Origin of the sequence: Phycicoccus avicenniae (assembly GCF_050496545.1) — a bacterium.
Classification (GTDB): domain Bacteria; phylum Actinomycetota; class Actinomycetes; order Actinomycetales; family Dermatophilaceae; genus Phycicoccus; species Phycicoccus avicenniae_A.
On sequence record NZ_JBNVZV010000001.1, the window covers coordinates 199,786 to 221,016 of the forward strand.

Sequence of the window (21,231 nt, forward strand, 5' to 3'; positions counted from 1 at the left end):
CGTCCACCCTAGGCCGCGCTCCCGACACTCAGCCCGCCGCCTCCCGCATGCCCGGTGAGACGTAGATGGTCGTGACGCGGACGTGGTCGACCCACGCCGCGAGCCGCTCGGCCTCCTCGGCCAGGGCCCGGCGCGCCGCCGCGGGCACCCTCTCGCGGATGCCCAGCCGCACCACGCCGTCCTCGTCCTGCACCCAGCAGCCGACGACGCGCCCGTCCCACCACGCCGTCGTCCCCGCGTTGCCGGCGGTGTCGACGAGGGCCGGGCCGTGCCCGCCGAGGTAGAAGGCGCGGCCGCGCCACCCCATCACGGTGGGGTCGAGGGTCGGGAGCAGCGCGGCCCACGGGTCGGCCGGCGCGACGGGGTCGAGGTCGTCGGGCAGCAGCCAGCCGAGGGCGTCCGTGCCGTCGAGCGCGACCGGCACGGCCCCGAGGTCGGCCAGCGCGCCGCGCACCGTGCCGAGGGTCCCGCCGAGCCACCAGCGCAGGTCCTCCTCGGTCCCCGGGCCGAAGGTGTGCAGCCAGTGCCGGACGACCTCGGCGTGGGCGGCGCGGGCGTCGAGGGGCTCGGGCACCTCCCCGAGCCAGGCGGCCGACGTAGTCCAGCGCGGCTTCGACAGCCGCCAGTGCGCGGCGTTGCCGGCCCGCACCACCCGGCCCTCGGCGGAGAGGAGCCACAGCACCTGGGGCAGCACCGGGACGGTGGCGCCCCAGCGGGTCCCGGGCGAGCGGTCGATCGTCACGTCGGTCGCCGGCAGCGCGGCCCGCACCTCGGGCGCGGTGAGCTCGGCACCGGCGAGCAGCCCGTGCACCTCCTCGCACGCCGCGGCGAGCCATCCCGGACCGTCACCGGTCACCCCGGAGCGCTCGAGGTCGCGCGCGATGCGCGGACGGAGCGTCCCCGCGACGCGCGCCGCCGGCCCACCGAGCACCGCCGGGAGCAGCTCGCGGGTGACGGCGAACAGCGTCTGGCGCATCGCGGTCTGCTTGACGAGGGTGCGCGACCCGTAGAGGGCGTCCTCGACCTCGTCCACCGTGGACGACGGCACGCGGGCGCGCGCGGCCAGGTGGACGCTCGCCGGCTCGGTGGCGTGCAGCGCGGTCATCCCGGTCGTCGCGGCGAGGACGTCCGGGAAGCCGCAGCCGGTCCCGAGCCCGTGACGGCGCCCCAGACGGGCCCGCCGCTCGTCGTCGCCGACGTGGCGGGCCGGGACCGGCTGCTGCCGGGTCAGGAGACGGTCAGGCCGTCGCCGCTGACCGTGACCGACTTCTCGGGCAGCGGCTTGGTGGCCGGGCCCTGCTTCACCGCACCGGTGGCGGCGTCGAACTGGCTGCCGTGGCAGGCGCAGGAGATGACGCCGTTCGCTACGCCCGACACCTGGCAGCCCTGGTGCGTGCACACCGAGGAGAACGCCTTGTACTCCCCGGCCGTCGGCTGCGTGACGACGGTGGAGAGGGCCTCGAAGATCTTGCCGCCGCCGACGGGGATGTCGGCCGCCTTGATGGCGTCGGACGCGGCGGAGGCGGCCGAGCTGGCGGCACCGGCCGCGGAGCTCGCTGCGTTCTGGACGTCGTCGGCGGCACCGCAGGCGGCGAGCGTGCCGACGCCGACGACGGAGGCACCGACGGCTCCGGCGGCGCGGAAGGTCTGGCGCCGGCTGAGGCACGAGCACTCGGGGGCGGACGGGATCGTGGGGTCGCTGCTCATCGACGTGGCCTCTCGGTCCTGGTGGCTGGTCCGCACGAGTATCCACGGCCTCGCTGGACGGCGCCTGTGGACACCAGGACAGGGTCCGGAGGTACACCCGGCCGGGGCCTTCGGCTACACCCGCGACGCCCTGACCGGCGGATTCCGCAGGTAACAAGTCGGCACCATCCCGAGGAAGGTCCTCGGAATGCGCGCGTTCGACGGATACAGTCCCGACGTGCTCGCTCAGCGGGCCCGAGCAACCCGCTCACACCAGAAAACCTTCCCAGGAGGAAACGTGCCTCAGCGTTCCGTGGTCGCCGTTGGCGCCTCGCTGCTCGTCGCCTCGCTCGCGCTCGCCGGTTGCGGCACGCGTGGCGGCGACGACACCGGTGGCGACACCGGCGGCGGTTCCGGCGACAAGGTCGCCAAGATCGGCGTCATCGCGCCCCTCTCCGGCGACCTCGCCGCCCTCGGCAAGGGCATCGAGCACTCCGTCGACCTCGCCATCAAGCAGGCCAACGAGTCGGGCGCGATCCCGGGCTGGAAGCTCGAGCTCGCCGCCGAGGACGACCAGGCCACCCCCGACGTCGGCAAGAACGCGGCGACGAAGCTGTCCTCGGACAAGGACGTCGTCGGTGTCGTCGGCACGCTCAACAGCTCGGTCGCCCAGAGCGTCCAGCCGGTGCTCGCCACGGCCAACATCACGATGGTCTCGCCGGCCAACACCAACCCGTCGCTCACCCAGGGCGCGGACTTCGCGACCGCCCCGAAGCGTGCGTACCCGAACTACTTCCGCACCTGCACCACCGACTCGATCCAGGGCCCGTTCGCGGCGCGCTACCTCTTCGAGAAGGCGGGCATCAAGGAGGTCGCGACGGTCCACGACAAGAAGACCTACGGCCAGGGCCTCGTCGACGCCTTCACCAAGGAGTACACGAAGCTCGGCGGCAAGGTCGTCGCGGCCGAGACGATCAACCCGGACGACGACAAGTACGACGCCGTCGTCAGCAAGATCAAGCCCTCGAACCCGAAGGCCGTGTACTACGGCGGCGAGTTCCCGCAGGCCGGTCCGTTCTCGCAGCAGATGAAGGCCGCCGGCCTCAACGTCCCGCTCATGGGCGGCGACGGCATCTACTCCGGTGAGTTCGTCAAGCTCGCGGGCTCCACCGCCACCGGCGACCTCGCCACCTCGGTCGGCGCCCCGACCGACCAGCTCGAGTCGGCCAAGGCGTTCGTCGACGCGTACAACAAGGGCGGCTACGCCGAGCCCTACGAGGCCTACGGCGCCTACGCGTACGACGCCGCGAACTCGATCATCAACGCGCTGAAGGTCTCCCTCAAGGACGCCGACTCCGCCGAGGCGGCCCGCGAGGCCACCGTCAAGGCGATGAGCTCGGTCTCCTTCGACGGCGTCACCGGCAAGGTGGCCTTCGACGAGTACGGCGACACCACCTCGCGGGTCCTCACCGTGTACCAGGTGAAGGACGGCGCGTGGGCTCCGGTCAACACGGAGGAGTTCAAGTAACCCCAGCGGAGCGGCACACGCCGTGAGCACCTCGACGGCGGGGGTGGTCGAGCAGACCACCCCCGCCGTCCGTGTCCGGGAGCGCCCGCCACCGTGTGGCGTGTTCCCGTGACGCAGGTCACCCGCTACTCTCCCCCCAGCCCACCCGCACGTCACGCCCCTAGGAGGCCGTGGTGGAACTTGCCCAGCAGCTCGTCAACGGGCTGACCCTGGGATCGCTGTACGCCCTGATCGCGGTCGGATACACGGTCGTCTACGGGATCATCCAGCTGATCAACTTCGCCCACGGCGAGATCTTCATGGTGGGCGCGTTCGGCGCCCTGAGCACCGCGCTCGTCTTCTTCCGCGCCGACGTGGACGGCGGGAAGGTGCTCCCGTTCTGGGCCCTCCCCCTCCTCATCGTCGGGGCGGTCGCCGCGTCGGTGGCCATCGCCGTGCTCATGGAGCGCATCGCCTACCGGCCGCTGCGCAACGCGCCGCGCCTCGCCCCGCTCATCACCGCCATCGGCATCTCGGTCTTCCTCCAGGAGGCGGTGCGCCTGCTCTACGGCAAGATCCCGACCTTCCCGGACGCCAAGCAGAAGGTGCCCTTCCCGCAGATCGACGTCGTGAGCGGCCCGGCCTTCAACCTCGGCGGCGTGACGCTCCAGCGCTCGACGATCTTCACCGTGGGCGCCCTCCTCATCTGCGCCGCCGGGCTCTTCTACTTCGTGTCCCGCACCAAGACCGGCCGCGCGATGCAGGCCGTCTCGCAGGACCCGGACACCGCGCGGCTCATGGGCATCAACGTCGACCGGATCATCGTCGTCGCGTTCGTCATCGGCGCCACGCTCGCGGCGATCGCGGGCATCGCCCAGGGCCTGCAGGTCACGAACATCAACTTCAAGATGGGCTTCCTCGCCGGCCTCAAGGCCTTCACCGCGGCCGTCCTCGGCGGCATCGGCAACGTCTGGGGGGCCGTCATCGGCGGACTGACCCTCGGCCTCGTCGAGGCGCTGGCCGTCCAGTTCATCCCCGGCACCTTCGGCGGCAGCCCGTGGAAGGACGTGTGGGCCTTCGCGCTCCTCATCCTCGTCCTCGTCTTCCGGCCCCAGGGCCTCCTCGGCGCAAAGGTGGTGGACCGCGCGTGAGCACCGTGACGCACTCCCCCGACACGACCGACCCCGAGGTCTCGCGCCTCGACCGGCTCCGCGAGCAGCACGGCGGGAAGTCGGCGGTCCTCGCGATCGCCGGCGGCGTGCTGCTGCTCGTCAGCGGCCTGCTCTCCTGGTCCTACGACGACCGCATCCTCGGCGACATCAGCGTGCGCTTCTACCCGCTCGGCATCCAGCTCTACGCGATGCTCCTCGGCATCGTCGGGATCGCCCTCGGCGTGCTGCTGCTGCGCCGGCCGGGCTGGCTGAACCCCGGGCGCGGGCTGCGCGCAGTCGGCTGGGGCTCGGTCGTCTTCGTCGTCGCCGGGCTGATCTCGGTGGCCTACCAGGCCGGTGGGCTGGTCAACGCGAACGAGGGCGGCTGGGTCGCGCTCGTAGGCGCGCTCCTCGTGCTCGCCGCGGGGCAGCTCTCCCCGGCGGTGGACCTCGACGTCCGCACCTGGCCGCGGCTGCCGTCGTGGGCCGAGATCCTCGTCATCGTCGTCATGCTCGCGCTGCTGCTCTTCGCGACGGCCTACACCCTGAGCGTCGAGGACCCCGCCACCTTCGGCTGCCTCCTCGTCACGATCCTCACGGTGGCGATCGGCCTCGTGGGCAGCGGTTTCGGCGAGTACCTCGGGTTCATCGGGCAGAACAACCGGCGCCCGCTGCTGCTCGCGGCGTTCCTCGTCGCGTTCCTCTTCCCGTTCACCCAGGACGGCTCGGACGCGAACATGTCGATCGCCACGCAGATCCTCATCTTCGCGGCGACCGCCCTCGGCCTGAACATCGTCGTCGGCCTCGCCGGCCTGCTCGACCTCGGCTACATCGCCTTCCTCGGTACCGGCGCCTACGTCGGCGCGATGCTCTCGAAGTCGGCGTTCGCCACCATCGGGTGGAACCCGCCGTTCCTCGTCGTCATGCTGCTCGGGATGCTCGTCGCGTCGATCTTCGGCCTGATCATCGGCTCCCCGACGCTGCGGGTCTCCGGCGACTACCTCGCCATCGTGACCCTCGGCTTCGGTGAGATCTTCCGCCTGGCGATGTTCAACCTCGACGGCAACAACGGCCCGGACCTCACGAACGGCCCGAACGGCATCCCCGGCATCCCGGACCTCAACTTCTTCGGGTGGGACTTCGGGGCGACGCACGTCATCGCGGGCATCCCGCTCGGCCGGTTCAGCAACTACTACTTCCTGCTGCTCCTGCTCATCGCGTTCGTCATCCTCGTCTTCACCCGGCTCAACGACAGCCGGATCGGGCGCGGCTGGGTCGCCATCCGCGAGGACGAGCGGGCGGCCGAGGCCATGGGCGTCAACGTCTTCGGGCTCAAGCTCCTCGCCTTCGCCGTGGGCGCCTCGCTCGCCGGCCTGGCCGGGACGATCAAGGCGCACCAGGACACGTCGGTGACGCCGGACCAGTACATCTTCCTCGAGTCGGCGTTCCTGCTCGCCGCCGTCGTCCTCGGCGGCATGGGCACGGTGGCCGGCGTCCTCGTCGGCGCCACCGTCCTGAAGCTGCTCCCCGAGAAGGCGCGCGTCGTCAACGACTACCGCCTGCTGATCTTCGGCCTGCTGCTCGTCGTCATGATGCGCTTCCGCCCCGAGGGTCTCGTCGCGAGCAAACGACGGCAGCTGGAGTTCCACGAGGACGACGAGGAGCTCGCCGAGATCGTGCAGTCCGAACACCTGGAGGAGGCGAAGTGACCGTCACCGACCCCGCACCCGGCACCCCCGCGCCCGGCGGCCACGAGATCGGCGAGCGCGTCGTCCTCGAGGCCAACCACGTCACGATGCGCTTCGGCGGCCTGACCGCCGTCGGGGACGTCAGCATGAAGGTGCACGACGGCGAGATCGTCGGGCTCATCGGCCCCAACGGTGCCGGCAAGACGACCTTCTTCAACTGCCTCACGGGGATGTACATCCCCACCGAGGGGCAGGTCACGCTCGGCGGCGAGCAGCTGCCGCCGAAGCCGCTCAAGGTCGTGCGCGCCGGCATGGCCCGCACCTTCCAGAACATCCGGCTGTTCAGCAACATGACGGCCCTGGAGAACGTCATGGTCGGGCGGTACTGCCGCACCTCCTCGATGGCGCTGACCTCGATCCTGCGCGGGCCGAAGTTCCGCCGCGAGGAGGAGGCCACCCGGACCCGGGCGCAGGAGCTGCTCGACTACGTCGGCCTCGGGAAGTCCACCGAGATCCTCGCGCGCAACCTCCCCTACGGCGACCAGCGCCGCCTGGAGATCGCCCGGGCCCTGGCGACCGACCCGCAGATCCTGCTCCTCGACGAGCCGACCGCGGGCATGAACCCCAAGGAGACCGAGGAGACGATGCACCTGATCTTCAAGATCAGGGACAGCGGGCTCGCGGTCGTCGTCATCGAGCACGACATGCGGTTCATCTTCAACCTCTGCGACCGGGTGCTCTGCCTGGTCCGCGGCGAGGTCCTCGTCGAGGGCTCGCCCGGCGAGGTGCAGTCCGACCCGCGCGTCATCGAGGCCTACATCGGCGGCGACGACACCGACGAGGACGAGGAGGAGAGCGCGTGAGCGCCATGCTGGAGGTCAAGGACCTCGTCGTGTCCTACGGCAAGATCAAGGCCGTCAAGGGGATCAGCTTCAGCGTCGGCCAGGGCGAGGTCGTCTCGCTCATCGGCACCAACGGCGCCGGCAAGACGACCACGCTGCGGACCATCTCCGGTCTGCTGCGTCCGGTCTCGGGCTCGATCACCTTCGACGGGCGTGACCTGACGAAGGTGCCGCCGCACGAGATCGTCTCGCTCGGGCTGGCCCACTCCCCCGAGGGCCGGCGGATCTTCCCCAAGCTGAGCGTCGAGGAGAACCTCATGCTCGGGGCGTTCTCGCGCAAGGACAAGGGGATCCGCGAGGACCTCGCGGCCGCCTTCGAGCTCTTCCCGATCCTCGAGGAGCGCCGCGCCCAGCCCGCCGGCACCTTCTCCGGCGGCGAGCAGCAGATGCTGGCCATGGGTCGGGCGATGATGAGCCGGCCCAAGATGCTCATGCTCGACGAGCCGTCGATGGGTCTCTCCCCGCTGATGATGAAGCGGATCATGACGACGGTGACGACCCTGCAGGAGCAGGGCACGACCATCCTCCTCGTCGAGCAGAACGCCCAGGCCGCGCTCAAGCGGGCCACCAAGGGCTACGTGCTCGAGGTCGGCTCGATCGTGCTGTCCGGCACCGGGTCCGAGCTGCTCGCCAGCGACGACGTCCGCAAGGCCTACCTCGGCGAGGACTGAGGCGAGCGGGTCCCACGCTCCGCGTGGGCCTGACCGGGTCGAACGACGAGAACATGCCGTGCGGGCCTCGACCCGCGCGGCATGTTCTCGTCTCTCGACCGGGTGCCGGCGCGCCTAGGGTGGGCGGATGAGCACCTTCCGGCACGACGAGTCCGCTCGCGCCCTCGCCCGCCTCGCCTACCGCACCCTCGAGCCGTACCACCTCACCGCGTACTTCGGCCCGCACGTCGACGCCGCGCGCGAGGAGCTGGGCATCGGCTGGCTCGGGGCGTACACCGGGATGCGGGCCGCCCCGCTGGGCGTCGTCCCGGGCGAGGTGGTCGCCGCGACGTTCTTCGGCTTCCGGCCCGACGCCGTCGTCAAGGCGTGGGGACTCGCGCTCGGGCGCCACACACCGGCCGAGCTCGACGAGGTGCGCACCCGCTGCCTGGACACTGGGCTGCGGGCCGCCCTCGGCCCGGACGTCGACTCCCCCGAGCTCGTCGACCTCGTCGGCCGGCTGCGCCCGGTGCTCGACCGGCTCGACCACGGGGGGCGTCCACTGGCCGCCGCCTTCGCCGCGCAGGACTGGCCCGCGGCCCCGCACCTGGCCCTCTGGCACGCGAGCGCCCTGTGGCGGGAGTGGCGCGGGGACGGGCACGTGGCGGCGCTGACCGCGGCCGGGCTGCGCCCCCTCGAGTCCCTCGTCCTCTACGACGCCTGGCTGCGGGCCACCAGCCCGGAGCGCGCGAGCCGGGGACGGCCCTTCCTCCAGCCCACCCGGAGGTGGACCGACGAGGAGTGGGCCGAGGCCACCGAGGCCCTGTGCGCCGCCGGGTTGCTGGCACCCGGCGCCGACGAGGCGCCGCCGGCGCTGACCGACGCCGGCCGGAGCCTGCGCGACCATCTCGAGGACGCCACGGACGACGCGTCGGCCGCCGCCTGGGCGGACATCGAGGACGCCGACGGCCTGCTGGCCTCCGCGCGACCGTTCGTGAAGAAGGTCATCGACGCCGGCTGGCTGCCGGGCACCCCCGCCCGCCGCTGAGGGCGGTTCGCGCCGGTCAGCCGGCCTTGCGGGTGGTGGCCTTCTTCGTCGTGCGGGTCGGCTCGCGCCGGCTCGACGTGCTCTTCGCGGCGGTCTTCTTGGCCGCGGCCTTCTTCGCGGGGGCCTTCGCCGGGGCCTTGGCGGCGCTCTTCCGGGCGCCGGTGCCGCGCTTCGGCGTGCTGGTGCGGGCGGTCTTCGCGAGGACCGGCGCGAGGAACCGGCCGGTGTGCGAGTGCTCGAGCGCCGCGACCTCCTCGGGGGTGCCCTCGGCGATCACCTTGCCGCCGCCGCTGCCGCCCTCGGGACCGAGGTCGACGAGCCAGTCGGCGCTCTTGATGACGTCGAGGTTGTGCTCGATGACGATGACCGTGTTGCCCTTGTCGACCAGGCCCTGGAGCACCCCGAGCAGCTTGCGGATGTCCTCGAAGTGCAGGCCGGTGGTCGGCTCGTCGAGGACGTACACCGTGCGGCCGGTCGAGCGCTTCTGGAGCTCGGAGGCCAGCTTGACGCGCTGCGCCTCACCACCGGAGAGCGTGGGCGCCGGCTGGCCGAGCCGGACGTAGCCGAGCCCGACCTCGTTGAGCGTCGTCATGTGCCGGGCGATGGCGGGGACCGCCTTGAAGAAGTCGGCGGCCTCCTCGATCGGCATGTCGAGGACGTCGGCGATGGTCTTGCCCTTGAAGTGCACCTCGAGCGTCTCGCGGTTGTAGCGCGCGCCGTGGCAGACCTCGCAGGGGACGTAGACGTCCGGCAGAAAGTTCATCTCGATCTTGATCGTGCCGTCGCCGGAGCACGCGTCGCAGCGCCCGCCCTTGACGTTGAACGAGAACCGGCCCGGCTGGTACCCGCGGACCTTCGCCTCCTCCGTGGTGGCGAAGAGCTTGCGGATGTGGTCGAAGACACCGGTGTACGTGGCCGGGTTGGACCGCGGGGTGCGGCCGATCGGGCTCTGGTCGACGTGGACGACCTTGTCGAGGTGGTCCAGGCCGGTGACCGACTTGTGCCGGCCCGGCACGTGCCGGGCGCCGTTGAGCTTGTTGGCCATGACGTTGTAGAGGATGTCGTTGACCAGGGTGCTCTTGCCCGAGCCGGAGACCCCGGTGACCGCGACGAGGTTGCCGAGCGGGAACCCGACGGTCACGTTCTCGAGGTTGTGCTCGGTGGCCCCGACGACGACGACCTCGCGGCCGCGCTCCTGGGGGCGGCGCACCGACGGCGTGGGGATCTCGCGGCGGCCCGAGAGGTACTTGCCGGTGATGGAGTCCGGGTGGGTGAGCAGGTCGGCGACGGTGCCCGAGTGGACGACCTGCCCGCCGTGCTCGCCGGCGCCCGGACCGATGTCGACGACCCAGTCGGCGGTGGCGATGGTGTCCTCGTCGTGCTCGACGACGATGAGCGTGTTGCCGAGGTCGCGCAGCCGGGTGAGGGTCTCGATGAGCCGGTGGTTGTCGCGCTGGTGCAGCCCGATGCTCGGCTCGTCGAGGACGTAGAGGACCCCGACGAGGCCCGACCCGATCTGGGTGGCGAGCCGGATGCGCTGCGCCTCACCGCCGGAGAGGGTGCCGGCGGGCCGGTCGAGGGAGAGGTAGTCGAGGCCGACGTCGAGGAGGAACCCGAGCCGGGCGTTGATCTCCTTGATGACCCGCTCGGCGATCTGCCGCTCGCGGACGGTGAAGTCGACGTCCTCGAAGAAGCGGGCGGCATCCGCGATCGCCAGGCGCGAGACATCGGCGATGGACCGGCCGCCGATGAGGACGGCGAGCGACTCCGGCTTGAGCCGGGTGCCCTTGCAGACCGGGCACGGCACCTCGCGCATGTAGCCCTCGTACCGCTCCCGGCTCCAGTCGGAGTCGGTCTCGGAGTGGCGGCGCTTGACGAACGGGATGGCGCCCTCGAAGCCGGTGGAGTACGAGCGCTCGCGCCCGAACCGGTTGCGGTACTTGACGTGGACCTTGTGGTTGCGGCCGGTGAGCAGGGAGTCGCGGACCTTCTTCGGCAGCTCGCGCCAGGGCACGTCCATCGAGAAGCCCATCTCGGCTGCGAGGGCCGACATGACGCGCTGGAAGTAGTCGGCGGCGCCGGAGGCCGTGGCCCACGGGGCGATCGCGCCCTCGGCGAGGCTGAGGTCGTCGTCGGGGACGATGAGCTCGGGGTCGACCTCGAGCTCGGTGCCTATGCCGGTGCACTCGGGGCAGGCGCCGAACGGGCTGTTGAACGAGAACGAGCGCGGCTCGACCTCGTCCATCTGCAGCGGGTGGTCGTTCGGGCAGGCCATCTTCTCGGAGAAGCGCCGCTCGCGGTCGGGGTGGCCCTCCTCGAGGTCGACGAACTCGGCGACGAGGACGCCACCGGCGAGGCCCAGGGCGGTCTCGACGGAGTCGGTGAGCCGGCGCTTGCCGGCGGTGTCGGCGGACCCCTTGGCGACGAGGCGGTCGACGACGACGTCGATGGTGTGCTTGACCTGCTTCTCGAGCTTCGGCGGCTCGGTGAGCGAGACGACCTCGCCGTCGACCCGGGCGCGCGAGAAGCCCTTGGACTGGAGCTCGGCGAACAGGTCTACGTACTCGCCCTTGCGGGCCCGCACGACGGGGGCGAGGAGCTGGAACCGGGTGCGCTCGGGGAGCTCGAGGAGGCGGTCGACGATCTGCTGCGGGCTCTGCCGGGTGATGGCCTCGCCGCAGACCGGGCAGTGCGGGCGGCCGGCGCGGGCGAAGAGCAGGCGGAGGTAGTCGTAGACCTCGGTGATGGTGCCGACCGTGGAGCGCGGGTTGCGGTTGGTCGACTTCTGGTCGATGGAGACCGCCGGCGAGAGCCCCTCGATGAAGTCGACGTCGGGCTTGTCCATCTGCCCGAGGAACTGCCGGGCGTACGCGGAGAGGGACTCCACGTAGCGCCGCTGGCCCTCGGCGAAGATCGTGTCGAAGGCCAGCGAGGACTTGCCGGACCCGGACAGGCCGGTGAAGACGACGAGGCTGTCCCGGGGCAGCTCGATGCTGACGTCCTTGAGGTTGTGCTCGCGGGCGCCACGGACGACGAGGTGGTCATGACTCACACCGGCCATGCTAGGTGGACCCACCGACAGGCCCGTCATCGCCGGTCACGCCGTCTAGGGTCGGCCTCGTGACCACCCCCATCGCCGAGTATGCGCTCCTCGGGGACACCGAGCGCGCGGCCCTCGTGAGCCGGCACGGAGCCGTCGACTGGCTCTGCCTGCCGCGCTTCGACTCCCCCGCCTGCTTCGCCGCCGTGCTGGGCACCGACGACCACGGCCGCTGGTTCCTCGGCCCCGTCGAGGAGGCCACGGCCACCCGCGGCTACCGCGAGAACAGCTTCGTCCTCGACACCGTCCACGAGACGGCCTCGGGTCGCGTCCGCGTGACCGACCTCATGCCGTTCGGGGACGGTCGGGCCGACCTCGTGCGCGTCGTCGAGGGCCTCGACGGCGAGGTCGAGATGGACCACGAGTGGGTCGTGCGCACCGGCTACGGCAAGGTCGTGCCCTGGGTGTCACGCATCGAGGACGCCGACGGCGCGACCGTCATCCGGGCCGTCGCGGGCCCGGACATGCTCGTGCTGCGCGGCACGCGCCTGCCCGAGCCCACCGACCACCACCACGCCGACCGCTTCACCGTGCGGGCGGGCGAGCGGTACGAGTTCGCGATGACGTGGGTGCCGTCCTGGTCCGAGGTCCCCCGCGCCCTCGACGTCCAGAGCCGCATCGACGCCACCGTCCAGCGGTTCGACGACTGGGCCGACCGGCACACCCACCAGGGCCCGTACCGCGACGCGGTCACCCGCTCGCTGCTCGTGCTGCGGCTGCTCACCGACGAGCTGCGCGGCGGCATCGTCGCCGCGCCCACCACGAGCCTGCCCGAGGACGTCGGCGGCGAGCGCAACTGGGACTACCGGTACTGCTGGCTCCGTGACGCCTCGCTCACCCTCGAGGCACTGCTGGCGTGCGGGTACGTCGAGGAGACCAGGCTCTGGCGCGACTGGCTCGTGCGGGCCGTGGCCGGCGACCCCGCCGACCTCCAGATCATGTACGCCGTCGACGGCAGCCGCGAGCTGCCGGAGCGCACCCTCGACCACCTCCCCGGGTACGCGGGGTCCACCCCCGTGCGCGTGGGCAACGCCGCCGTCGACCAGCGCCAGAGCGACGTCCTCGGCGAGGTGATGATCTCGCTCGACGAGGCCCGGCGGCTCGGTGTCAGCGAGTCGCACGAGTCCTGGGCGGTGCAGCGCGCGCTCGTCGACGACCTCGCGGACCACTGGGACCAGAGCGACAACGGGCTGTGGGAGATCCGCGGCGAGGCGCAGCACTTCACGCACTCGCGCGTCATGGTCTGGGCGGCCTTCGACCGGGCCGTTCGCGCGGTCGAGGAGGACGGCCACGAGGGGGATGTCGAGCGCTGGCGCGACCTGCGCGACCGCGTGCACGCCGAGGTCCTCGAGAAGGGCTACGACGCCGAGCGCGGCACCTTCACCCAGCACTACGACACCCGCGAGGTCGACGCCGCGCTCCTGCTGGTCCCGACGGTCGGTTTCCTCCCCGCCGACGACGAGCGCGTGCTCGGCACCATCCGGGCGGTCGAGGAGGACCTGCTGCGCGGCGGCTTCGTGCTGCGCTACCGGACGCAGAGCGGCGTCGACGGCCTGAGCGGCGACGAGAACCCGTTCCTCGCGTGCTCGTTCTGGCTCGCCGAGGCCTACGCCCGCTGCGGCCGGCTCGACGACGCGCACGCACTGATGCAGAGGCTGCTCGGCATCCGCAACGACCTCGGCCTGCTCTCGGAGGAGTACGACCCGCGCTCCGGTGCGCTGCTCGGCAACTTCCCGCAGGCCTTCTCGCACCTCGCCCTCGTCCGCGCCGCCTGCGCGATCGCGGACGCCGACGCGGCGGCCGCCCGGGGGTAGCGTCGGCGCCATGCCCGACACCGAGCCCGACCCGTCCTCCCTGCTCGCCGCGCACACCGAGCGGCTCGTCGCCACGGTCCGTGCCCTCGACGACCCCGCCGCCCCCTCGCTCTGCGAGGGCTGGACCCGCGCCCACGTCGCCACGCACGTCGCGCGCAACGCCGACGGGCTGGTGCGCCTCGTGCGCTCGGCCGTCGACGGCACCCGCGACACGATGTACGGCAGCCGCGACGAGCGCAACGCCGACATCGACGCCGGTGCCGGTCGCTCGGCCGCCGAGCTGGCCGACGACATCGAGCGCACCGCCGGCGAGTACGCGCAGGCCGCTCCGCGCCTGCGACTCGAGCACGCCGACCACGCCCTCGAGCGGACACCGGGCGACGTGCGCGGCCGGGCGGCGGACATCCCGATGATGCGGCTGCGCGAGGTCGTGTGGCACCACGTCGACCTCGACGCCGGGTTCGGGTTCGCCGACCTCGAGCCCGAGCTGCAGCGGGCCTTCCTCGACGAGGAGGTCGAGCGGCTACGGGGGCTGGACGACGCCCCGGACATCACGCTGCGCAGCACCGAGGGCGAGCAGTGGACGGTCGGTGTCGGCACGACGTCGGTGACCGGCGACCGGGCGGCTCTGCTCGGCTGGCTGGCCCGCGGTCTCACCGGCGGCGTCTCGGCCGACCCGCTCCCCCAGCTGCCGGCAGGGCGGTGAGCGGCGTGGCGTACACCGGCGAGGTGACCCCCGGCGGCCCGACCGACGTCCTCGAGCTCGGCCCGCTCACCCTGCGCAAGATGGCCGTCTCCGACATGCACAACAACGTGTACCTGCTCACCTGCACCGCCACGGGCGAGCAGCTGATGGTCGACGCCGCCGACGACCCCGCGCGCTGCCTGGCCCTGGTGGCCGAGGGCACCGGCCGGCTCGACCACCTGGTGACCACGCACCAGCACTGGGACCACGTGCGCGCCCTCCAGGAGGTCGCCCGGGCCACCGGCGCCACGACCTACGCCGGCGAGGACGACGCCGACGCCCTGCCGTTGGCGCCCGATGTCCGTCTGCGACACGGCGACACGGTGCGCTTCGGTGAGATCGTCCTCGACGTCGTGCACCTCAGGGGGCACACGCCCGGGTCGGTCGCACTGGCCTGGGCGGCGCCCGACGGTGCGACCCACCTGCTCACCGGCGACTCGCTGTTCCCCGGCGGCGTCGGCAACACCAAGCGCCCCGAGCAGAGCTTCGAGGACCTCTACCGCGACGTCACCGAGCGGATCTTCGCCGTGTACGACGACGCCACCCTCTTCCACCCGGGCCACGGCAACGACGGCCGGCTCGCCGACGAGCGGCCGCACCTGGACGAGTGGCGGCAGCGCGGCTGGTGATGCAGGGGCCGCCGAGGCCCCGCGCGAGCCCGTTCCCGGTCGTCGAGCCCCCTGCAGGGGGCTCGCTGACCGGAAGGCGGCTCGCCTGCACCGGGTCGGTCGTTAGCCTGTCGCGGTGACGTCCCCCGCCGACCGCGTGCCCGCCCCGCTGCTGGTCCTCGCGGGAGTCGTCTCGGTCCAGTTCGGCGGCGCCCTGGCGGCCACCCTGGTACCCGTCGTCGGGGCCGCGGGGTCGGTTGTCATCCGGCTGCTCTTCGCGACGGCGCTGCTGCTGGTCGTCGTCCGCCCCCGGTGGCGTGGCCACTCGCGGCGGGCCTGGGCCACCGTCGCCGCCTTCGGGGTGGCGCTCGGCCTGATGAACTTCGCCTTCTACGGGTCGCTCGCCCACCTGCCCATCGGCGTGGCGGTCACCATCGAGTTCATCGGCCCGCTCGCCCTGGCCGCCGCCCTGTCCCGGCGGGTCGTCGACGGGCTGGCCGTGCTCGCCGCAGCCGCCGGCGTGGTCCTCATCTCCGAGGCGCTGAGCATCCCCTTGGCGGACCTCGAGTGGACCGGGATCCTGCTGGCGCTCACCGCCGGTGGCTTCTGGGCGGCCTACATCGTCCTGTCCGGGCGCACCGGCGCCGAGTTCCCGAAGCTCGAGGGCCTGGCCCTCGCCATGGTCTTCGCGACCGTCGTCACGCTGCCGTTCGGCCTGACGAGCGTGCCCTCGTGGACCGTCGAGACCCTCGCCAAGGGCTTCGGCATCGCGGTGATGTCCTCGGTACTGCCCTACTCGCTCGAGCTGCTGGCGCTGCGCCGCCTGCGCGCGCAGGTGTTCGGCATCCTGCTGTCGCTCGAGCCGGCCGTGGCCGCGCTCGCCGGGCTGCTGGTGCTCGGGCAGCGCCTGCACGGGCTGCAGCTGCTGGGCATGGCGCTCGTCGTCGCCGCGTCCGGTCTGGTGCTGGGCCTGGGCGCGCGCAAGGACCCGGCGGAGTCGACCGCGACCTAGCGGCGTCGGCCCGGCCGGCCTCAGTCGTCGATGAGCTCGGGGTGGCGCCGGGTGCGCCAGAGGCTGGCGATGGTCGTGACGCCGAGGATGACGACGATGGCGCCGAGCGACACCGCGATCGGGATCTCCGGGATCGACTCGAGCTTCTTGCCGCCGTTGATGAACGGGAGCGTGTTCTCGTGGAGGGCGTGGAGGAGGAGCTTGACGCCGATGAACGCCAGCAGCACGGCGAGGCCGACGCTCAGGTAGATGAGCTTCTTCAGCAGGCCGCCGATGAGGAAGTACAGCTGGCGCAGGCCCATCAGCGCGAAGAGGTTCGCCACGAGCACGATGTAGGGCTCGCGGGTCAGGCCGTAGATGGCGGGGATGGAGTCGAGGGCGAAGAGCAGGTCGGTGGTGCCGAGCGCCAGGATGACGAAGAACAGCGGCGTGGCGAGGCGCTTGCCGGTCTCCTTGGAGAACAGCTTGGTGCCGTCGTACTCCTTGGTCGCGGGGAACCGCTTCTCCATGAACTTCATGAAGCGGTTCTCCTCGAACTCGTCGTCGTCGCTCTCCCCCTCCTTGGCGAGCTTGACGGCCGTGTAGATGAGGAACGCGCCGAAGATGTAGAAGACCCAGCTGAAGTTGTTGATGGCCGCGGCGCCGACGGCGATGAAGATGCCGCGCAGGATGATCGCGATGACGATGCCGACCATCAGCGCGAACTGCTGCAGCTTCTCCGGCACCGCGAACTTGGCCATGATCAGCAGGAAGATGAAGAGGTTGTCGACCGAGAGCGAGTACTCGGTGAGCCATCCGGCGAAGTACTCCCCCGCCAGCTGGCCGCCGGCGAACACCCACATGCCCAGCCCGAAGAGGACGGCCGCGCCCACGTAGACGGCCAGCGCGACGGACACCTCCCGGGTCGAGGGGCGGTGCGGGCGACGGGCGATCATCACGACGTCGAACAGCAGGATGGCCGCCGCGACCCCGATCGTCACCCACCACACCCACGGGGCGAGGTCGAGGTCCGGGGTGGTGGCCGTCGGCATCAGGGTGGGGAGCACCGCGCAAGCCTAACGGCGGGTGGACGGCTCGACGCACGGCGTCCGCGCCCTCCTACGCTGGCGCCATGGCGAGCATGCTCGAGGACCTCTCCCTGCTGACCGGCCTGCACCGTCAGGTCGTCGAGGAGTCCGGGCGCGCGGACCTCCTCGAGCTGACCGACGCCCTGGAACGGCGCGTGCGGGGCGAGGAGGACGGCGACCCGGCGGCCCTGGTCGCGGCACTCGACCCCGACACCACGTCGCGGATCGCCCGGCTGCTGACCGTCCACCTACACCTCACCAACCTCGCTGAGGAGCGCCAGCGCGCACGGTCGCTGCGCAGCGAGGACGGCGAGTACGGCGGCGGGGCGGACACGGGTGACATCGGACCGGCCGTGGCCGCGGCGGGTCCGGACGCCCGCGAGCGGGTCGAGCGGATGCGCATCCACCCGGTCCTCACGGCGCACCCGACAGAGGCGCGGCGGCGCGCGGTGGCCTCGGCGCTGCGGCGCATCGCCGAGCACCTCGACGCCCACGACGACCCGGGGTCGGGGCCGTCGGAGCGGGCGCGGGCGCGGCGGCGGATGCTCGAGGACATCGACATCCTCCAGCGCACGTCGACGCTGCGCATCACCCGCCCCACCCCGGCCGACGAGGTGAAGACGGTCCTGACGGTGTTCCGGCAGTCGCTGATCCACGCGGTGCCGCGCTTCCAGCGGGCCGTCGAGGCGGCTTTCGGCGACGACGAGCGCCCCGGCGAGCGGCCCCTGCCGCCCATCGTCCGGTTCGGCTCGTGGGTGGGCGGCGACCGCGACGGCAACCCCTTCGTCACAGCCGAGGTCACCCGCGAGACGGTCAGCGCGCACGCCGACCAGGCGCTCGAGGTGCTGCACGACGCCGTGGACCGCGTCGCCCGGATGATCACCGTCGACGAGGAGTCCACTCCCCCGACCGCCGCGCTGCGCGACGCGCTGGCCAACGACGCGGCGGCCCACCCGCGGCTGCTCGCCCAGGTCACCAAGGACTCGCCGAACGAGCCGCACCGGCAGAAGCTGCTCGTCGTGGCGGCCCGGCTCGCCGCGACGCGCGAGGAGCGGGCGGGCGTGGCCTACGCCGGTCCCGAGGAGGCGCTGGCCGACCTCGCGCTGGTGCAGGAGTCGCTCGTGGCGGCCGGCGACGCCCGGACCGCGTTCGGCGAGCTGCAGGACGTCGTGTGGATGGTGCAGACCTTCGGGTTCCACCTCGCCGAGCTCGAGGTGCGCCAGCACTCGGCGGTGCACCGGGCGGCGTTGGTCGAGGTGCTCGGCCTGCTACCGGAGGACGCGCGCCCCTCGGACCCGGTCGCCGCCGCCTCGGACGCGGCACTGCTGGACCGCCTCGCGGTGGAGGGATGGCCCGAGCTCGAGGGGTCTGCCGAGGGGGCGACGCGCGAGGTGCTCGACACGCTGCGCGTCATGGCCTGGCTCCAGCAGCGGTGGGGTCGGCGCTCGTGCGGGAGGTACGTGGTGTCGTTCAGCCAGTCGGCGGGTGACCTCGTGGCGGTGCGGGCGCTGGCGCGGCTGGCGGTCGGGTCGCGACCGTTGTCCCTCGACGTCGTGCCCCTCTTCGAGACCGGTGCCGACCTGGATGCCGCGGACCGCACGCTCGAGGCGTGGGTGGGGCTCGAGTCGACGTCCTCGTGGCTCGAGGGGGTCGGGCGGCGGGTCGAGGTGATGCTCGGCTACTCGGACTCGGCCAAGGACGTCGGGCCGGCGTCGGCGACGCTCGCGCTGCACCGGGCCCAGGTGGGGCTGGTGGCGTGGGCGGCCCGGCACGGCGTCGAGCTGACGCTGTTCCACGGTCGCGGTGGGTCGCTGGGGCGCGGCGGAGGGCCGCTGCACCGGGCCATCGCCGCCCAGCCGACCGGGTCGGTCGACGGCCGGTTCAAGGTGACCGAGCAGGGCGAGGTGATCTTCGCCCGGTACGCCGACGTGCGCATCGCCGAACAGCACCTCGAGCGGGTGGCCTCGGCGGTGCTGCTGACCGACTCCGCGGGCCACGCCGCCGCCCGGGACGCCGCCCTCGGGCAGTACGAGTCGGTGGGCGAGGTGGTCGGCGACGCGAGCCGTCGCGCGTTCCGGGCCCTCGTGGAGCAGCCGGGCTTCGCCGACTTCTTCGCGATGTCCAGCCCCCTGGACCTGCTCGCCGACCTGCGGCTGGGGTCGCGGCCGTCGCGGCGGTCGGGGTCGGAGTCGGGGCGCTCGCTCGACGACCTGCGAGCCATCCCGTGGGTGTTCGCCTGGTCGATGACGCGGGTGAACCTGCCGGGGTGGTACGGGCTCGGGAGCGGGCTGGCGGCGCTGCCGTCGCTGGACCCTGCGCGCGAGGCGTACCGGGAGTGGCCGGTGTTCGCTGCGCTCGTCGACGTCGCCGAGATGAGCCTGGCCAAGACCGACGACGAGCTGGCGGCCGGCTTCCTGCGGCTGGGTGGGCGTCCCGAGCTCGCGGCGATGGTCCTCGAGGAGCTCGCCCTCACCCGACGGATGGTCCTCTCGCTGTTGGGGCAGAGCGAGATGCTGGAGCGTAAACCGCACCTGCACACCGCGGTCGGGCTGCGGCGACCCTTCGTGGACATGCTCAGCCACCTGCTCCTGCGGGGCCTGTCGGAGGTCCGAGCGGTGGACGAGGACGGCGGCTCGGAGTGGCACCGTCCCCTCCTGCTCACCGTGAACGGGCTGGCGGCGGGGCTGCAGAACACGGGGTGAGCCTGCTGCCGGTATCGGGGCAAATCATCTGCAGCGGAGGCGAATTGGCCTGCGGATGACCTTGCCGATCGTACGCCTGTTCGCTACGATGAGGCATGGACAGGGGGACGATCAGCAGCCGCATCGCGGCACTCCGGACGGAGTGCGCGCGGCTGGGTCGTGAGCTGGTGGAGTCCGGTCAGGGGCTGTCGTCGGAGGACGCGTTCGAGCTGGCCGGGGAGGCGCAGGGCTTGGCGAACTCGGCCGATGCTCTGGTGGCCGTGTCGGCGGCGTGGGGTGCTCGGTTCGAGACGCGGCTGTCGGGTGATGGCCCGGCCGAGCGGGTGCACCCGGTGGGGTTCGTCGATGGCATGTCGGGGGTGATGTTCTGCCTGGAGGCCGGCCTGACCGAGGGCGTGGCCGGGCGCAAGGTCACGCTCGGTGCGGTGCTCGGGCAGCGGTTCCCCCCGTACGCGTGACCTGCTGGTCGCGGGCGCGGTGGGCACGATCACGGTGCAGAAGGTCGTCGATGCGTGCGCCGGGCTGGATGTGGAGGCGTGCGGTCGGGTGGATGCCGAGCTCGCGCCCCGGCTGCCGGATCTGGACCCGGCGCGGGTGATGTCGGAGGCGCGGCGGGTCGCGACGCGGGTGGCGGCGGACCAGGTCGCGGCGTACGTGGCGCTGACCAAGACAGGCCGGCGGGTGGAGGTGTGCCCCGGCGCGGACGGGCTGAGCGAATGGTTCGCCTCGCTCCCGACCGCGACGTCGGCGGCGATGTGGTCGGCGGTCGAGCAGCTGGCCGGGGAGTACCGGCAGGTCGACGAGGCGCTGTCGGTGCCGGAGTCCCGCGCGGATGCCCTGACCGACCTCGTCCTGCGGAACGTGTCCGTGTCGGCGCAGGTGACGCTCGGGGTGCCGGTCGTTACGAACGAGCCTGCACCGGAGCCGATGCGGGGTGAGCGGTTCCGGGTGGACTGGGACGACGACGACACGATCATCGACCACTCCACGGGGGTCGAGACCCGCTACGGCGACCTCGACCCGGTCACGCGTGAGGAGCTCTCTTGGGTCGAGGAGCCGGCCGAGGACTTCGACGACCACGCGTGGACCATGGCCGTCGTCAGCCCCGGGTTCTCCGTCTCCGGCACCCACCTCCCGGGCGTGGGCTGGGTCGACCCCGCCACCTTGGCGAACCTCCTCAAGGTCCTGCCGATGGACGTCGCCAGGGCGGTGCTCGAGGCAGAGACCGGCACCCTCGCCTCCCTGACCACCAACGCGTACAAGCCGACCAAGGCCATCACCGACTTCGTGAAGACCCGCGACGGGACCTGCCGGATGTGGGGCTGCACGAGACCGGCCGAACGCTGCGACCTCGACCACGTCAAGGCCTGGCCCGACGGCACCACCACGCCCACCTGCCTGGAAGACCTCTGCCGCCGCCACCACCGGTTCAAGCAGCTCGGCCACTGGCGACCCGTCCTGTCACCCGACGGCACCCTCACCTGGCACGGCCCGAACGGCCGCGTCCGCACCACCGAACCCCAGCACCGCCTCCCGTCCTGACGAAGCGAC

At 72.3% G+C, this 21,231-nt stretch carries 17 protein-coding genes; 13 read left to right on the top strand and 4 right to left on the bottom strand.

Annotated features, from left to right (window positions below; genetic code table 11):
* Window positions 1–28: 28 nt before the first annotated feature.
* Window positions 29–1,105, bottom strand: a complete 1,077-nt coding sequence (locus tag ACQZ2A_RS01050; RefSeq protein ID WP_430206638.1) for a winged helix DNA-binding domain-containing protein — start codon at window positions 1,103–1,105, stop codon at window positions 29–31.
* Window positions 1,106–1,227: 122 nt separating this feature from the next.
* On the bottom strand, window positions 1,228–1,707 hold the full coding sequence (locus ACQZ2A_RS01055; RefSeq protein WP_430206639.1) for a Rieske 2Fe-2S domain-containing protein: 480 nt from the start codon (window positions 1,705–1,707) through the stop codon (window positions 1,228–1,230).
* Between the two features lie 277 nt (window positions 1,708–1,984).
* On the opposite strand from ACQZ2A_RS01055, the gene ACQZ2A_RS01060 reads away from it, so the two are divergent.
* The 6 genes from ACQZ2A_RS01060 (at window position 1,985) to ACQZ2A_RS01085 (ending at window position 8,632) form a co-directional block, all read left to right on the top strand.
* Window positions 1,985–3,214 carry a branched-chain amino acid ABC transporter substrate-binding protein gene (locus ACQZ2A_RS01060; protein ID WP_430206640.1) on the top strand — a complete coding sequence of 410 codons (1,230 nt, stop codon included), beginning with the start codon at window positions 1,985–1,987 and terminating at the stop codon, window positions 3,212–3,214.
* A 173-nt stretch (window positions 3,215–3,387) separates the two neighbouring features.
* A complete protein-coding gene (locus ACQZ2A_RS01065; protein ID WP_430206641.1) occupies window positions 3,388–4,344 on the top strand; it encodes a branched-chain amino acid ABC transporter permease in 957 nt (318 codons plus the stop codon).
* Window positions 4,341–6,053, top strand: coding sequence for a branched-chain amino acid ABC transporter permease (locus ACQZ2A_RS01070; RefSeq protein ID WP_430206642.1), 1,713 nt, complete (start codon window positions 4,341–4,343; stop codon window positions 6,051–6,053). The genes ACQZ2A_RS01065 and ACQZ2A_RS01070 overlap by 4 nt, the downstream gene beginning before the upstream one ends.
* A complete protein-coding gene (locus tag ACQZ2A_RS01075) occupies window positions 6,050–6,895 on the top strand; it encodes an ABC transporter ATP-binding protein (protein WP_430206643.1) in 846 nt (281 codons plus the stop codon). Before ACQZ2A_RS01070 ends, ACQZ2A_RS01075 begins: the two co-directional genes overlap by 4 nt.
* Before the next feature lie 5 nt (window positions 6,896–6,900).
* The gene (locus ACQZ2A_RS01080) at window positions 6,901–7,605 is read left to right on the top strand and encodes an ABC transporter ATP-binding protein (protein WP_430206765.1); all 705 of its coding nucleotides are present in this window, start codon (window positions 6,901–6,903) and stop codon (window positions 7,603–7,605) included.
* A 127-nt stretch (window positions 7,606–7,732) separates the two neighbouring features.
* Window positions 7,733–8,632: an SCO6745 family protein gene (locus tag ACQZ2A_RS01085; RefSeq protein WP_430206644.1), complete on the top strand. Its 900-nt coding sequence runs from the start codon at window positions 7,733–7,735 to the stop codon at window positions 8,630–8,632.
* A 16-nt stretch (window positions 8,633–8,648) separates the two neighbouring features.
* Here ACQZ2A_RS01085 and uvrA read toward each other — a convergent pair whose 3' ends face one another.
* Window positions 8,649–11,693 (bottom strand): excinuclease ABC subunit UvrA, encoded by a 3,045-nt coding sequence (gene uvrA / locus ACQZ2A_RS01090; protein ID WP_430206645.1) that lies wholly within the window; start codon window positions 11,691–11,693, stop codon window positions 8,649–8,651.
* 59 nt (window positions 11,694–11,752) lie between these two features.
* Here uvrA and ACQZ2A_RS01095 point away from each other — a divergent pair, with 59 nt between their 5' ends.
* The 4 genes from ACQZ2A_RS01095 (at window position 11,753) to ACQZ2A_RS01110 (ending at window position 15,911) form a co-directional block, all read left to right on the top strand.
* Window positions 11,753–13,546, top strand: coding sequence for a glycoside hydrolase family 15 protein (locus ACQZ2A_RS01095; RefSeq protein WP_430206646.1), 1,794 nt, complete (start codon window positions 11,753–11,755; stop codon window positions 13,544–13,546).
* 10 nt (window positions 13,547–13,556) lie between these two features.
* A complete protein-coding gene (locus tag ACQZ2A_RS01100) occupies window positions 13,557–14,252 on the top strand; it encodes a maleylpyruvate isomerase family mycothiol-dependent enzyme (RefSeq protein ID WP_430206647.1) in 696 nt (231 codons plus the stop codon).
* Window positions 14,253–14,257: 5 nt separating this feature from the next.
* A complete protein-coding gene (locus ACQZ2A_RS01105; RefSeq protein WP_430206648.1) occupies window positions 14,258–14,920 on the top strand; it encodes an MBL fold metallo-hydrolase in 663 nt (220 codons plus the stop codon).
* Window positions 14,921–15,035: 115 nt separating this feature from the next.
* Complete coding sequence (locus ACQZ2A_RS01110; RefSeq protein WP_430206649.1) at window positions 15,036–15,911, top strand: EamA family transporter; 876 nt, start codon at window positions 15,036–15,038, stop codon at window positions 15,909–15,911.
* A gap of 20 nt (window positions 15,912–15,931) precedes the next feature.
* On the opposite strand, the gene ACQZ2A_RS01115 is transcribed toward ACQZ2A_RS01110, so the two are convergent.
* Entirely contained in the window at window positions 15,932–16,942 is a 1,011-nt protein-coding gene (locus ACQZ2A_RS01115) for a TerC family protein (RefSeq protein ID WP_430206766.1), read from the bottom strand.
* 80 nt (window positions 16,943–17,022) lie between these two features.
* Between ACQZ2A_RS01115 and ACQZ2A_RS01120 the strand changes: the two genes are divergently transcribed.
* The 3 genes from ACQZ2A_RS01120 (at window position 17,023) to ACQZ2A_RS01130 (ending at window position 21,222) form a co-directional block, all read left to right on the top strand.
* Window positions 17,023–19,680, top strand: coding sequence for a phosphoenolpyruvate carboxylase (locus tag ACQZ2A_RS01120; RefSeq protein WP_430206650.1), 2,658 nt, complete (start codon window positions 17,023–17,025; stop codon window positions 19,678–19,680).
* A gap of 95 nt (window positions 19,681–19,775) precedes the next feature.
* Window positions 19,776–20,138, top strand: coding sequence for a hypothetical protein (locus ACQZ2A_RS01125; RefSeq protein ID WP_430206651.1), 363 nt, complete (start codon window positions 19,776–19,778; stop codon window positions 20,136–20,138).
* 19 nt (window positions 20,139–20,157) lie between these two features.
* Window positions 20,158–21,222 (top strand): DUF222 domain-containing protein, encoded by a 1,065-nt coding sequence (locus ACQZ2A_RS01130; RefSeq protein WP_430206652.1) that lies wholly within the window; start codon window positions 20,158–20,160, stop codon window positions 21,220–21,222.
* Window positions 21,223–21,231: the final 9 nt, after the last annotated feature.

What these genes read in the sequence shown, in the direction of transcription:
- ACQZ2A_RS01125 (WP_430206651.1), top strand. Translation starts at nt 19,776, where the DNA reads ATGGACAGGGGGACGATCAGCAGCCGCATCGCGGCACTCCGGACGGAG.
- ACQZ2A_RS01100 (WP_430206647.1), top strand. Translation starts at nt 13,557, where the DNA reads ATGCCCGACACCGAGCCCGACCCGTCCTCCCTGCTCGCCGCGCACACC.
- ACQZ2A_RS01085 (WP_430206644.1), top strand. Translation starts at nt 7,733, where the DNA reads ATGAGCACCTTCCGGCACGACGAGTCCGCTCGCGCCCTCGCCCGCCTC.
- ACQZ2A_RS01115 (WP_430206766.1), bottom strand. Translation starts at nt 16,942, where the DNA reads ATGCCGACGGCCACCACCCCGGACCTCGACCTCGCCCCGTGGGTGTGG.
- ACQZ2A_RS01080 (WP_430206765.1), top strand. Translation starts at nt 6,901, where the DNA reads ATGCTGGAGGTCAAGGACCTCGTCGTGTCCTACGGCAAGATCAAGGCC.
- ACQZ2A_RS01055 (WP_430206639.1), bottom strand. Translation starts at nt 1,707, where the DNA reads ATGAGCAGCGACCCCACGATCCCGTCCGCCCCCGAGTGCTCGTGCCTC.
- uvrA (WP_430206645.1), bottom strand. Translation starts at nt 11,693, where the DNA reads ATGGCCGGTGTGAGTCATGACCACCTCGTCGTCCGTGGCGCCCGCGAG.
- ACQZ2A_RS01120 (WP_430206650.1), top strand. Translation starts at nt 17,023, where the DNA reads ATGGCGAGCATGCTCGAGGACCTCTCCCTGCTGACCGGCCTGCACCGT.
- ACQZ2A_RS01050 (WP_430206638.1), bottom strand. Translation starts at nt 1,105, where the DNA reads ATGACCGCGCTGCACGCCACCGAGCCGGCGAGCGTCCACCTGGCCGCG.